This is a genomic window from Nonomuraea sp. NPDC051191, assembly GCF_044455665.1.
GTDB lineage: Bacteria > Actinomycetota > Actinomycetes > Streptosporangiales > Streptosporangiaceae > Nonomuraea.
This window is the reverse complement of record NZ_JBITEZ010000004.1, coordinates 333,885-347,301: the sequence shown is the minus strand read 5'-3', so window position 1 is coordinate 347,301 and position 13,417 is coordinate 333,885. Positions and strand designations below refer to the sequence as shown.

Here is a 13,417-nt window from a genome sequence, read left to right as displayed (position 1 = left end):
ACGTGTGAGATGGCCGACTGTGGACCACGCAGGGTGATCTTCGTCAGCCTTTCTGCCGTTCAGGCCCTCATACGGTGACATCGCCGCCTATTCTGCCTCGGTCTTCTTCTCGGGTCGCCGCCTTCCGATCGCTTCGGTGACGATGGTGGCCGGGCGCTCTGGAGTGGGTGGGGGACGTTGCGGGGGTTCGAGGTGGTGGGCCACCCGCCGTGACGGGCGTGGCGGGTGGCCGCTCGGTGAGGTCGTTGTGGTGACCTCGGTGTCAGGCGGGGCGGACGGTTCCTCGGTAGGCGGCCCGGTAGTAGGGGGAGCTCAGGAAGTTGGTTCTCCGGACCACGTCGCCTGTGCGAGGGGCGTGGATCATGAGGTCGCCGCCGAGGTAGAGCGCTACGTGGGTGGGGTCGCCGGTGCCGCCGAAGAACAGGAGGTCGCCCTTGCGCCTGGCGGCGAGGGGGACCCTGCGGCCCTGGCGGAACTGGGTGCCGGTGTAGTGGCCCAGCCTCACTCCGGCCTTGGCCCAGGCGTAGAGGGTGAGGCCGCTGCAGTCGAAGCCTCTCGTGTTCGCGCCGGTGCCCACTCCGACGGTGGGGCCTCTTGAGGAGCCGCCGCCCCAGGAGAACGAGACGCCGAGCTGCGTCAGGGCCGCGTCGGCTGCGACTTCGCCCTTGTGCCTCGGGCGCTTCCTGGGTTTCCTGGGCTTCGGTCTCTTGGGGTGGTGGGGGGCTGGGCACCCGGTGGTGGCGGTTGCTCCGGCGCCCGTCTCGGGGATCGTGAGGGTGGCCCGGAGGCATGGAGCCGGTGTGGCTCGGGCGAGGGTGGGGTGGGCGCCTGCGACGGCCAGCAGGCCGCCGGTGAGGACGATCGACAACCGGCCGGCGTGGCGGCGAGCGGTCATGAGTGGCTCCTTCGTCGTGATGAGGGACGGGAGCCAGGATCATGCGAGCGAGTGGGGGGTGGAGGGGCCGAACGGCGTTCTGTGGACGGGCGCTCGTCACGCGGCCGGGGTTGTGGACAACCGCGAAGACCCTGGAGGTCAGGGCTTCTGCCCGACCCAAGGCTTACGTTCGGCTCAGGGCTTACGTTCGGCTCAGGGCTTACGTTCGGCTCAGGGCTTCTGTTCGGCTATTCGGGCGAAGGATTCGATGGTGAGTTGTTCGCCTCGGGCCGACGGGTCCACGCCGGCGGCTCGTAGTGCCGTTTCGGCCTGGGACGGGCTGCCGGCCCAGGTGGCCAGAGCGGCCCTCAGGGTCTTGCGGCGCTGGGCGAAGGCGGCGTCCACGACGGCGAACACCTCTTCCCTGGTGGCCGTGGTGGCGGGAGGCTCGCGACGGACTAGGGAGACCAGGCCGGAATCGACGTTGGGGACGGGCCAGAAGACCGTACGGCCGACGGGGCCGGCACGGCGTACGTCGGCGTACCAGGCGGCCTTGACCGACGGGACGCCGTACACCTTGGAGCCGGGACCGGCGGCGAGGCGGTCGGCGACCTCCAGTTGCACCATGACCAGGCCCTTGCGCAGCGAGGGCAGCCTCTCCAGGAGGTGGAGCACCACGGGGACGGCCACGTTGTACGGCAGGTTGGCCACCAGGGCCGTGGGGGTGTGACCGGCGAGGTCGTCGAGGGTGATCCGCATGGCGTCGGCGTTGACCACCGTCAGCCGGTCGGACGGGCCGCGGTCGGCGACGGTGAGGGGCAGTTGGGTGGCCAGGACCGGGTCGATCTCGACGGCCACCACGTGCGCGGCCTCGGGCAGGAGCGCCAGGGTGAGCGAGCCGAGGCCGGGCCCGACCTCGATGACCACGTCGTCGGCCGACAGGTCGGCCACGCGGACGATGCGCCGGACGGTCCCCGCGTCGATCACGAAGTTCTGGCCTAGCTTTTTCGTGGGGCGCAGATCTAGCTTGTTCGCCAAAATACGTATTTCTGCAGGGCCCAACAGCCTCATCATCCAACCAGTCTCCCGCATCGAAGAACCTGCGATGGCGGATGGGGGAGACCTAAGGAGAGGATGGCGTGGAACAGGAAGGGACGTCCCTGATGGAGCCAACGGGCGCCGCGCCGCTCCGTCCCACCGATCTGCGGGAGATCGGGCCGTACCGGCTGCTCGGACGGCTCGGCGAAGGCGGCATGGGGACCGTCTTCCTCGCCAGGGCTCCGACGGGGCGGTTCGTCGCGGTCAAGGTGGTGAAGGCGGAGTTCGCCAATCAGGAGGGGTTCGCCGCCCGCTTCCACGCCGAGGTGGACAACGCGCGCCGGGTGGCGTCGTTCTGCACGGCCCAGGTGCTCGACAACGGCGACACCGGGGACGGGCGTCCGTACATGGTGACCGAGTACATCGCGGGCACGCCCCTTTCCGACCAGATCACGACCTTCGGGGCGCTCGACCCCGGGCCGCTGCACGGCGTGGCGCTGGGGGTCGCGGCGGCGCTGGCGGCGATCCATGTGGCCGGGCTCGTGCACCGGGATCTGAAGCCCGCCAACGTCATCCTGTCGCTGTCCGGGCCGCGGGTGATCGACTTCGGGATCGCCAGGGCCCTGGACAGGGAGACCGGGTTCACGCTCTCCGGCGAACTGCTCGGCAGCCCCGGGTGGTGGGCTCCTGAGCAGGTGCGCGGCGAGCTCGTGTCCCCGGCGGCCGACATTTTCGCCTGGGGGTGCCTGGTGGCGTACTCGGGGAACGGGCGGCATCCGTTCGGGCGGGGCGATCCCATCACGATGGCGACCCGCGTCCTGAACACGCCGCCCGATCTCGGCGCGCTTCCCGCGCCGCTCAACGAGCTGGTACGCCGGGCCACCGCCATGGATCCCGCGCAGCGGCCCACGGCTCAGGAGCTGCTGATAGCGCTGGTGGGCGGGAGCACGCCGGCGATCGCCGACAATCCGCCCACGCTGGTCGCCACCGAGATGCTGACCGACTGGGAGCCGCCGCGGAACGTCGTGGACGAGCCGGATGTCACGGCCACGTTCACGACCCCGCCGCCGAGCGACGCGACAGGCGCCCGAAGCCCCGCCCCTGGGGCCGGGCCGCGGTCGGGTTCCGGCTCCGGTTCTGGGACGGGGACGCGGCCGGGTTCTGGGGCGGGGTCGGGAGCGCCGTCAGGGGCGGGGGGCGGAGAGAGGGCAGGGCGGCCCAAGGTGCCGGGGGCGTTCGGTGCGGACGCGGCGCCCACCCCCCGGAGCGCTCCGGGGGCCGGGTTACCTGGGGGGCAGGCGTCCCTGGACGAGCTGGCGCGGCGCGAGGAGCAGGCCGCCCGCGACGAGCTGGCCCGCTGGGAGGCCCAGGCGCAGGCGCGCCGCCAGGAGCACGAGCGCCAGTTGGAGCAGGCCCGCCTGCTGGCGCGCAGGCAGGGGACCTCGGGCGAGCAACAGGCCCGTCCCCGGCCTGGCACCGAGCCCCACACCCGGGCCGAACCCCGGTCGGACACCGAACCCCGAACCCGCGCCGATCCCCGAACGGGCACAGAGCCCCGGACCCGCGCCGAACCCCGGACGGGTGCGGGTACGGATCCGGGTGTTCTGACGTATCCGCCCGACGAACCCGACACCCTGGGCGGCACTCGCACGAAGGGCACCCGCTGGCTGATCGCCGCCGCGGCGGCCGTCCTGGCGATCGTGGTCACCGTCACGGTCCTGATCGTGAACTCCAGCCGCAACTCCCCCGGCGTGGCCGCCTCCAACAGCCCCTCCAGAACCGTGACGAACCCGCGTACGGGCGACATGGGCCGCAGGTTCGCCCTGGGCGGGAACTTCGACGACCCGGTCGCGGTGGTGCCGGAGGCACCGACGTGCGGGCTGAAGGAGTTCGAGGGACGAACCACCACGAAGGGGCAGCTCTGCGTGGTCCACTGGACCATGATCAATCCAGGCGGCGAACGCCGTCCGCTCGGCCGTCCCGTCGTCACCATGGTCGACGACAAGGGCGGCGAGCACGTCCCCGCCCAGGTCGCGCTGCCCGCGGCCATCCAGCCGGGCGAGCGGGTGGACGGCGCCTTCGTGTTCGACCTGGCACCCTATCGCAGGCCCGCGAAGATGATCGCGACCATGCTGGAGAACGGCCGACAGATCGAGGTCGCCCTGTGAATCTCACCGGACCCGTCAGGACGGCCGTGGTGATGGCCGTCGTGCTCGCAGGCGTCCCGCTCCCGGTGCGGGCTTCCGCGCAGGCGGTGGCGTGCGCGGGAGCCGCCGACGTCGACGGTGACGGCGCGGACGACGTGGCCGTGGGCGACCCGTTCGGCGACGGCCAGAAGGGGTCGGTCCACCTGCTGTCGGGCGACAAGGTGACCCCTGTGGCCGTGCCGGGGCCGGTCAAGGGGGACGGGCTGGGCTGGTCCGTACGGCTGGCCGACGTCAACGGCGACGCCTGCGCCGACCTCCTGATCGGCGCCCCCTTCGCGGACGTGGACGGCGAGCAGGACGCGGGCAGCGTCTACGTCGTCTACGGCGGCAAGGCGGCGCCCCCGCAACGCCTGACCGCCCCGCAGCCGCAACGGTCCGCGCACTTCGGCTGGTCACTGGCGGCCAGGGGGAACCTGATGGTGATCGGCGCACCCTACGAGGACGACGGCCAGATCCAGGACGCCGGCGCGGTCTACGTACGCCAGGGCACGGGCGCGCTGCGCCGGATCAGCCAGGAGACCGTGGACGTGCGCGGCAACAGCGAGGTCGGCGACCAGTTCGGCTGGTCGCTGGCGATCGGCCCGAAGAACGGACTGGTCGTGGGCGTCCCGTACGAGAACGACGACGGCGCGGGACGGCAGGTCCAGTCCGGCAAGATCGACTCGGGCTCGGCGGTCTTCATCGACGACGTGCTGGCTCCCCGGATCGCGAGCCTGAAACTGGACTCCCCCACCAAGACCTCCGGCGACCGGTACGGCTACGCGGTCGCCTACGCCGAGGGCCACGGGTACGCGATCAGCGCCCCGGGCCCCGGTTACGTGCAGTTCCTCGACCCGGCGAAGAAACAGACGAGGATGGCGAAACAGGGCGGCAGGCAGGCGTTCGGCTTCTCGATGGCCGCCTCCTCCGACGGGAGGCTGGCCGTCGGAGCGCCCTACGGAGGCGGCGTCCAGGTGTTCTCGTGGCGGAACCCGGCCGACGACCGGAAGCTTCCGGGGGCGGAGGGGCTGTTCGGCTGGTCGGTGACGTTCAGCGGCAACAAGCTCTTCGTGGGCCAGCCGGACGGCCCGCCGTACGGGAAGGTCGCGGTGGCGCCGCGCAACGCCGACGACCTCCAGTCGCTGCAACCGCCCAAGGGCACCGACTTCGGAACCTCACTGGCGGGATGAGCGGCCCCCCTCCAAGCGCGTCAGCTGAACAGGTGATCGCCGCAGTTCGGCCACTGGGTCTGCCACCGTCCGCCGACCCGCTGGTAGAGAAGCTGCGCCCGGTAGGTCTGCTCCTCCTCCGGCCAGGCGCTCGGCAGCCCCACCCCGCCGACCGCCTGCCACATGGGCAGGCTGAACTGGTACATCCCGTAGTAGGGACCGTCGGGGTTGTACGCCAGGGGGTCGCCGCGCGCCACGCAGTTGGCCAGCGCCTGCCAGTCGAGCCTGGTCACCTCCCAGGGGATCTGTACGGCTCGCGGCGGCATGACCGTGATGACCGTCCCGTCCTTGGGGAAGCTGCCGAGCGGCGGTCGCACCATGGACCCGTGCCGGACGACGACGCGCTCCTGCCGGAGCACCTGCCGCACGGTGCGCGCGGTGGTGCGCGCGGCGAGCCGGGTGGTGCCCGTGACCACGTAGACCCTGCGCTCGGTGAACGCCGTGAGCGACATGCCCGACAGCGGCACCGGGCGGCCGGGCGGCGCGGACAGGCTGCCGGCCGCCGCCTCGACGTCGAGCTCGGCCAGGGCGTCCCGGACGTTCGTGGCGGTGACCAGGTGGGTCGTGGTGCGGCCGTCGAGGGTCAGCGTGATCGGGCGGGCGTGGCGTACCTCGATGGTGGAGCCGTCGGCGAGGTCGGCGCTCAGGTCGGGACGCACGACGTCGCCCAGCCCCACGGTCACGCCCGCGTCGGCGAGCACGTCCGCCACCTGCCCGGCGAAGCCGCGGACGGCGACCGGCGTGCCGTCGACGACCACGACGACGTCCTTGACCAGGTACGAGACCGCGACCAGCAGGCCGGCGGCCAGCGTACCGACGACGCACACCACCGGCGTCCACGGAGAACGCCAGGGGATCCGCGGACGCGGCGCACGCCTCCTGCCTCGCACGAACCACCTCCGGATACGGCCTGGGACCGCCCGAACGTTAGCGGCGGCGGCGCGCCCGCCTCCACCGCTTCACGCAAAGATGGTCACCACTCGCCGAAGACCGTGACTCCGTTCGTGCTGATCGCCTCGCACAACTCGTCCGGCTGGACACCCTTGACCTCGGCGAGGCAGCGCAGGGTGAGCGGGATGAGGTAGGGGGCGTTGGGCTTGCCCCGGTACGGGACCGGCGGCAGGTAGGGGGCGTCGGTCTCGACGAGCATGAGCTCCATGGGGGCGACGGCGGCGGCCTCACGCAGGTAGCCCGCGTTCTTGTAGGTGACGGGCCCGGAGAAGGACATGAAATATCCAGCCTCGGCGCACTTTTTCGCCATTTCGGCGTCGCCCGAGTAGCTGTGGAACACCACCTTGTCCGGCGCGCCCTGCTCGGCCAGCACCTTCAGGACGTCGTCGTGCGCGTCGCGGTCGTGGATGACCAGGGCCTTGCCGGTGCGCTTGGCGATCTCGATGTGGGCGCGGAAGCTCGCGTGCTGGTCGTCCTTGGCCGCCCAGTCGCGGAAGTAGTCGAGGCCGGTCTCCCCCACCGCGCGGACGTCGGCCTGCCGAGCGAGCGACTCGATCTCGGCCAGCACCTCGGGGGTCGCCTCGTGGGCCTCGTTGGGGTGGATGGCGACCCCGGCGTACACGCCTTCCTGCTCGGCCGCCACCTCGGCGTTCCACCGCGAGGAGGGCAGGTCGTACCCGATGGTGACGAGCCTGGTCACGCCGACCTCGCGCGCGTCGCGCAGGATGCTCCGTACGGTGGCCGACGCCGCCTGGGCGGCCTGGGCCACCGGGTCGCCCGAGGACGCCTGCCGGTTGCCCACCATGATGTCCAGGTGGCAGTGGCTGTCGAACACCGGTGCGGAAAGCGGCTCGGGCGCGGCGGGAATCTTGCTCACGGATCTAAAGTAGCCTCCATGCGCTTCGGCATTCTCGGCAGCACCCGGGCATGGGACGCGGCTGGCGTCGACGTACCCCTGGGTGGTCCGGCCAGGCGCGCGCTGCTGGCGTTGCTGCTCGTCCGTCCGGGCGAGATCGTCAGCCAGGACCGCCTCGTCGACCTCCTGTACGGCGACCGCTCGCCCAAGAACGCCCAGCACGCCCTGCACTCCCAGGTCTCCCGGCTGCGCGGCGACGGAATTCCGGTCGAGCTGACCGCCGCCGGCTACCGGCTGGCCGCGGACCCCGAGGACATCGACGCCGGTCGTTTCCTCCGCCTCGCCGACTCCGGTCGCGCCGCCCTCCTCGGTCACCAGGCCGCCGGCGCGGCGCGGGGGACGGACCGGGCGGAAGGCGTCCGGAGCGATCCGGTGCTGGCCGGGGGGCTGTTGCGGGAGGCGCTGGCCCTGTGGCGGGGGCCCGCGTTCGCCGACCTCGACCCCGTGCACGGCGCGCGGCTGGAGGAGCGCCGCCTGGCCGCGCTGGAGGACCGGATCGAGGCCGACCTGCGGTGCGGGGGCCACCGGGGCGTCGTCCCCGAGCTGGGCGAGCTGGTCGAGCGCCACCCGCTGCGCGAACGGCTGCGCGGCCAGCTCATGCGGGCGTTGCGCGCCGACGGCAGGCAGGCCGAGGCGCTGATGGTCTACGAGGAGACGCGGCGGCTGCTGGCCGAGGAACTGGGCGCCGACCCCTCCCCCGAGCTCGCCGCCCTCCACCAGTCCCTCCTCCGCGGAGACCTGCCCCCGCTCCCCGAATCACCCCCGGAGCCGGCGGCGAAGGCCGTGGCGGCGGAGCCGTTGCCGGGGCGGCTCACGAGCTTCGTCGGCCGCGACGGCGATCTGGCCGAGGTCGCGGCGCTGCTGTCCGCCGCCCGGCTGGTCACGCTGCTCGGCCCCGGCGGCGCGGGCAAGAGCCGGCTCGCGGTCGAGATCGCCAGGGGCCACCACGACGCCGTCCTGGTCGAGCTGGCCCCGCTCAGCCCGGGGGCCGACCTCGCGCGAGCGGTCCTCGCCGCGCTCGGCGTGCGCGACGGCGCGCTGCTGGGGGCCGCGACGCTGGGCGCGTCCGGGGAGCCGGATCCGCAGGCCCGTCTGGTGGCGGTGCTCGCCGACCGCCCGGTCCTGCTGGTGCTGGACAACTGCGAGCACGTCGTGGGCGAGGCCGCGGCCCTGGCCGAGCGGCTGCTGTCCGCGTGCCCGGCGTTGCGCGTGCTGGCCACGAGCCGCGAGCCGCTCGCGATCACCCCCGAACACCTGTGGCCGGTACGCCCCCTCGCCCCTTCCGACGCCCACACCCTCTTCACCGACCGGGCCAAGGCCGTACGCCCCGGTTTCGCCCCTGGTGAGCCGGTCGAACGCATCTGCGCCGCGCTCGACGGCCTCCCGCTGGCCATCGAGCTGGCGGCCGCCCGCATGCGTACGCACGAGGCCGATGAACTGGCCGAACGCCTCGCCGGTCAGGGCCGGTTCAGCCTGCGCGGCAGCCGTACCGCCGACGCCCGGCACCAGACGTTGCGCGCGGTCGTCGCGTGGAGCTGGGAGTTGCTCACCGAGCCCGAGCAGGCGTTGGCCATGCGCCTGACCGTCTTCTCCGGCGGGGCCACCGCGGCCGCCGCCGCGGCCGTCTGCGGCCTTCCCGAGCACCTGCTCGACTCGCTGGCCGACAAGTCGCTCCTGGAGGTGGCGGGCGGCCGCTACCGCATGCTGGAGACGATCCGGGCGTTCTGCGCCGACCGGCTCGGCGAGGAGGCCGCGCGCTACCGGGCGGCGCACGCCGCGTACTTCCTCGCGCTGGCCGAGGAGGGCGACCCCCGGCTGCGGGGCGCCGAGCAGCTGCCGTGGCTGGCCCGGTTCGCGGCCGACCACGACAACCTTCAGGCGGCGCTGCGCTGGACGGTGGAGCAGGGCGAGGTGGCGCTCGGGATGCGGCTGCTGGCCGCGCAGACGTTCTCGCTGTGGATGCGCGGCATGCGCGCGGTGCCGGCCAAGGCGGCGGCGGCCCTGCTGGAGGCGGCCGGTCCGCGGCCCGACCCCGCCCTGGGGGACGCGTACCTGCTGACCCTGCTCACCGCGGCGAGCGAGCGGCGCGAGCTGTGGGAGCGCCACAAGGGCGCCGCCGAGACGATGATCACGGCGGACGGCCTGCGCAACCCGATCGTCACGTGCCTGTGGCCGATGGTCACCTCGGCGGCGGTCGAGCCCGGCGCCACGATCGCGCTGATCAGGCGCGGCGAGCGCGGTACCGACGCGTGGGAGCGGGCCGCCACCCGGCTGATCTGGGCCTATCCGCGGATGGCCGCGGGCGAGTTCGCCCCCGCCGAGGAGGACCTGGAGAGGGCGCTCCAGGGCTTCCGCGGGCTCGGCGAGCGCTGGGGCTCGGCGATGACGCTCGACGCGCTGGCCTGGCTGGCCAGTACGACCGGCGACGAGGCCACCGCCCTGGCCCGCACCGAGGAGGCCATCGCGCTGGCCGAGCAGCTCGGCGCGGAGGAGGACCTGGCCGACCACTACTGCAACCGGGGCGACTACCGCATCCGGCACGACCTGGACGGCGCGCGGGCCGACTACGAGCGCGCGGCCGAGCTGGCCGGGCGTACGGGCGGCACGATCCTGCCCGCGGCCCTGCGCGGCCTGGGCGACGTGGCGGTACGCGAGGGCGACCTGGCACGGGCCCGCGAGCTCTACGAGGACGCCTTGCGGCGATCCGACCCGATCTGGGTGAAGACGTCCGGGAACATGGCCAGGCTGCTCGTCGGGCTCGGACGGCTGGCCGCGGCCGAGGGGGACGCGGCCGGGGCGCGGGCCTCCTACCTGCGGGCGGTGGAGAGCACGGTCACGTCCGGCGCGCTGTCGGAGAGCGTCAGGGCGATCGAGGCGCTGGCGGCGCTGGCCTGCGACGACGACCCGGCGGCGGCGGCCACGCTGCTCGGGGCCGCCATCGCGATCCGCGGCATCGACCTGCCCGAGGACGACGACGTCGCCGGGCTGTCGCGGCGGCTGCGCGAGGCGCTGGGCGAGCAGGCGTACGCGGGGGCGCGGCGCGCGGGCGCGCGGCTCTCGCACCGTGAGGCCCTGATGCTGGCCGGCGTCCCGGCGGAGGTGGTCGACGCCTCGCCCCTGCGCTCGATCGACGACTTCCCGCCGCTCGAACCCCCGACCGCCCTCCGGTGAGCGCGGCCGGGCGAGGCGGTGAGCGTGGGGTGAGGGGGCGGTGAGCGGGCCCCGGCAGGCTCTGGGGCATGGACATCCTGATCTCCGGCGCGAGCGTCGCCGGCCCCGCCCTGGCCCTCCTCCTCACCCGCTCCGGCCACCGCGTCACCGTCGTCGAACGCGCCCCCGCCCTGCGTGAGGGCGGCTACTCCGTCGACTTCCGCGGCGAGGCGCACATGGCCGTGCTGCGCGCGCTCGGCATCCTCGCCGACGTCGAACGCCTCCAGACCCACATGGGCGACATGTCGTACGTCAACGAGTCCGGCAGGAAGCTCGCCTCCGTGCCCGGCGACCTGTTCTCCGGCGACGTCGAGATCCTCCGCGGCGACCTGGCCCGCATCCTCTACGACGCCACCAAGGACCGCACCGAGTACGTCTTCGGCGACTCCATCACCTCCCTGGCCCAGGACGCGGACGGGGTGACGGTGACGTTCGAGCGGGGCGCGACGCGCCGGTTCGACCTCGTGGTGGGCGCGGACGGCCTGCACTCCAACGTGCGCTCGCTCGCCTTCGACGCGCCGGAGGCGGCCGTCACCAGCCACCTCGGGCTCTACTGCGCGGTGTTCACGCTCGACAACTACCTGGACCTCGACCACACCGGCCTGCTCTACAGCACGCCCGGCAAGACGGTCGGCCTCTACAGCGCCAGGAACAACACCGAGGCCAAGGCGATGTTCTACTTCGGCTCCCAGCCGCTGGAGCACGACCGCCGGGACGTGACCCGGCAGAAGGAGCTGCTGGCCGAGGCGTACCGAGGGGTCGGCTGGGAGACGCCCACGCTGTTGCGCAAGATGTGGGAGGCCGACGACTTCTACTTCGACTCGACCAGCCAGGTGCACCTGGACTCGTGGTCGCGCGGCCGGGTGGTGCTGATCGGCGACGCCGCCTGCTGCCCGTCGCCGCTGTCGGGCATGGGCACCGGCCTCGCGCTCGTCGGCGCCTATGTGCTGGCCGGCGAGCTGGCCGCGGCGGGCGGCGATCACCGCGCCGCGTTCGCCCGGTACGAGCAGGAGGTGCGCGGCTACGCGACCGGCTGCCAGAAGTCGGCCGTGGGCGTCAGCAAGTTCATGGTTCCGGAGAGCCGGCTGATGGCCTGGTTCATGAACCAGAACTACAAGATCATGCCGTATCTGCCATGGAAGGGCATGATGGCGAAGTCCGTCAGGAAGACGGCCTCCGCCATCACGCTCAAGGACTACGGCCTCAGTCGGCCAGCCGGCCAAGCTCCTCTTCGACGACCTTCTGGTCGAGCTTCTTGAACAGCGGCACGGGCGGCGCGAGCGGGGTGCCCGGCTTGATCGGCCGGTGCTCCCAGCGCGCCGCGCCGTCGTACTCGCCGGTGATGACGGGGTAGGGGGCGCCGCCGTCCTCGTCGACCTCGCGGATCTCCGGCATGCCCGACCAGACGCCCTCGCCGCCGAGCATCGCGAAGACCTTGTTGGACGAGCCCGGCAGGAACGGCGTGAGCATCGTCTTGGCGTCGTCGACGACCTGGAGCGCGACGTGCAGGATCGACTTCTGCCGCTCGGTGTCGTCCTTGAGCTTCCAGGGCTCCTGCTCGGCCAGGTACTTGTTGGCCTCGCGGACGACGTCGAACGCCTCGGTGATCGCGTTCTTGAACCGCGACCTGCCCAGCTCCGCGCCCACGGGGGCGAACGCGTTGCGCGAGCGCTCCAGCATGGCCCGGTCGGCGTCGGTCAGGTCGCCGGCCTCGGGCACGACGCCGAAGTTCTTCGACGCCATCGAGATCGACCGGTTGACCAGGTTGCCCCAGGCGGCGACGAGCTCGCCGTTGTTGCGGTTGACGAACTCCTGCCAGGTGAAGTCGGTGTCCTGGTTCTCGGGGCCGGCCACGGCGATGTAGTAGCGCAGGGCGTCGGCGTCGTAACGCGCCAGGAAGTCGCGTACGTAAATTACTACTTGCCTGGAGGAGGAGAACTTCTTGCCCTCCATCGTCAGGAACTCGCTGGAGACCACCTCGGACGGCACGTCGAGCGCGCCCAGCTCGCCGGGCGAGCCGCCGCGCGCGCCGATGCCGCTGTAGCCGAACAACATCGCCGGCCAGATCTCGGCGTGGAAGACGATGTTGTCCTTGCCCATGAAGTAGTAGCCGCGGGCGTCGGGGTTCTGCCACCACTGGCGCCAGGCGTCGGGGTCGCCGGAGCGCCTGGCCCACTCGATGGAGGCCGACAGGTAGCCGATGACCGCGTCGAACCACACGTAGAGGCGCTTGTTGGACTGGTCGCGCCACCCCTCCAGCGGGATCGGCACCCCCCAGTCGAGGTCGCGGCTGATCGCGCGGGGCTGGAGGTCACCCAGCAGGTTGAGCGCGAACTTCAGCACGTTGGGCCGCCACTCGCCCTGCTTGGACTGCAGGTAGGAGCCCAGGACCTCGGCGAAGGCCGGCAGGTCGAGCATGAAGTGCTCGGTCTCGACGAAGACGGGGGTCTCGCCGTTGATGCGGCTCTTGGGGTTGATGAGCTCGATCGGGTCGAGCTGGTTGCCGCAGTTGTCGCACTGGTCGCCGCGCGCGCCGTCGTAGCCGCAGATGGGGCAGGTGCCCTCGATGTAGCGGTCGGGCAGGGTACGGCCGGTCGAGGGTGAGATCGCGCCCATCGTGGTCTTGGGGAAGATGTAGCCGTTGTCGTAGAGACCCTTGAAGATCTGCTGCGTGACGGCGTAGTGGTTCTTCGTCGTGGTCCGGGTGAACAGGTCGTAGGAGAGCCCGAGACCGGTCAGGTCTTCGGCGATCACCCGGTTGTACCGGTCGGCCAGCTCGCGGGCGCTGACGCCCTCCTTGTCGGCCTGCACCTGGATCGGGGTGCCGTGCTCGTCGGTGCCGGACACCATCAGCACCTTGTTGCCCGCCATCCGCTGGTAGCGGCTGAAGACGTCGGACGGCACGCCGAAACCCGATACGTGCCCGATGTGGCGGGGGCCGTTAGCGTACGGCCACGCGACGGCGGTCAAGATGTGCTGGGACATGTCCTAAGCCTACGGGTCGCGGCCCTGC

The 13,417-nt window shown here is 72.4% G+C and carries 9 protein-coding genes; 4 read left to right on the top strand and 5 right to left on the bottom strand.

Translation table 11 applies throughout. The annotated features are described in order from the left end of the window. Positions 1–262: 262 nt before the first annotated feature. Together ACIA8R_RS13365 and rsmA are read right to left on the bottom strand one after the other, a co-directional pair. Positions 263–895: an NlpC/P60 family protein gene (locus ACIA8R_RS13365; protein WP_397038415.1), complete on the bottom strand. Its 633-nt coding sequence runs from the start codon at positions 893–895 to the stop codon at positions 263–265. Positions 896–1,105: 210 nt separating this feature from the next. Next, positions 1,106–1,966 (bottom strand): 16S rRNA (adenine(1518)-N(6)/adenine(1519)-N(6))-dimethyltransferase RsmA, encoded by an 861-nt coding sequence (gene rsmA, locus ACIA8R_RS13360; protein ID WP_364097704.1) that lies wholly within the window; start codon positions 1,964–1,966, stop codon positions 1,106–1,108. Positions 1,967–2,013: 47 nt separating this feature from the next. Between rsmA and ACIA8R_RS13355 the strand changes: the two genes are divergently transcribed. Together ACIA8R_RS13355 and ACIA8R_RS13350 are read left to right on the top strand one after the other, a co-directional pair. After that, positions 2,014–4,080 (top strand): protein kinase, encoded by a 2,067-nt coding sequence (locus ACIA8R_RS13355; protein WP_397038413.1) that lies wholly within the window; start codon positions 2,014–2,016, stop codon positions 4,078–4,080. Continuing rightward, a complete protein-coding gene (locus tag ACIA8R_RS13350) occupies positions 4,077–5,288 on the top strand; it encodes an FG-GAP-like repeat-containing protein (RefSeq protein ID WP_397038411.1) in 1,212 nt (403 codons plus the stop codon). Before ACIA8R_RS13355 ends, ACIA8R_RS13350 begins: the two co-directional genes overlap by 4 nt. A gap of 20 nt (positions 5,289–5,308) precedes the next feature. Here the strand turns inward: ACIA8R_RS13350 and ACIA8R_RS13345 are convergent, their stop codons facing one another. Further along, on the bottom strand, positions 5,309–6,154 hold the full coding sequence (locus ACIA8R_RS13345; RefSeq protein WP_397038409.1) for a ubiquitin-like domain-containing protein: 846 nt from the start codon (positions 6,152–6,154) through the stop codon (positions 5,309–5,311). A gap of 146 nt (positions 6,155–6,300) precedes the next feature. Beyond that, on the bottom strand, positions 6,301–7,155 hold the full coding sequence (locus ACIA8R_RS13340) for a TatD family hydrolase (RefSeq protein WP_364097713.1): 855 nt from the start codon (positions 7,153–7,155) through the stop codon (positions 6,301–6,303). Positions 7,156–7,173: 18 nt separating this feature from the next. Here ACIA8R_RS13340 and ACIA8R_RS13335 point away from each other — a divergent pair, with 18 nt between their 5' ends. Together ACIA8R_RS13335 and ACIA8R_RS13330 are read left to right on the top strand one after the other, a co-directional pair. Continuing rightward, positions 7,174–10,365 (top strand): ATP-binding protein, encoded by a 3,192-nt coding sequence (locus ACIA8R_RS13335; RefSeq protein ID WP_397038407.1) that lies wholly within the window; start codon positions 7,174–7,176, stop codon positions 10,363–10,365. Positions 10,366–10,433: 68 nt separating this feature from the next. Then, positions 10,434–11,663 (top strand): FAD-dependent monooxygenase, encoded by a 1,230-nt coding sequence (locus tag ACIA8R_RS13330; protein WP_397038405.1) that lies wholly within the window; start codon positions 10,434–10,436, stop codon positions 11,661–11,663. Here ACIA8R_RS13330 and metG read toward each other — a convergent pair. Then, a complete protein-coding gene (metG, locus tag ACIA8R_RS13325; RefSeq protein WP_357710035.1) occupies positions 11,608–13,389 on the bottom strand; it encodes a methionine--tRNA ligase in 1,782 nt (593 codons plus the stop codon). The two genes, ACIA8R_RS13330 and metG, sit on opposite strands and share 56 nt — an antisense overlap. Between the last annotated feature and the right edge of the window lie 28 nt (positions 13,390–13,417).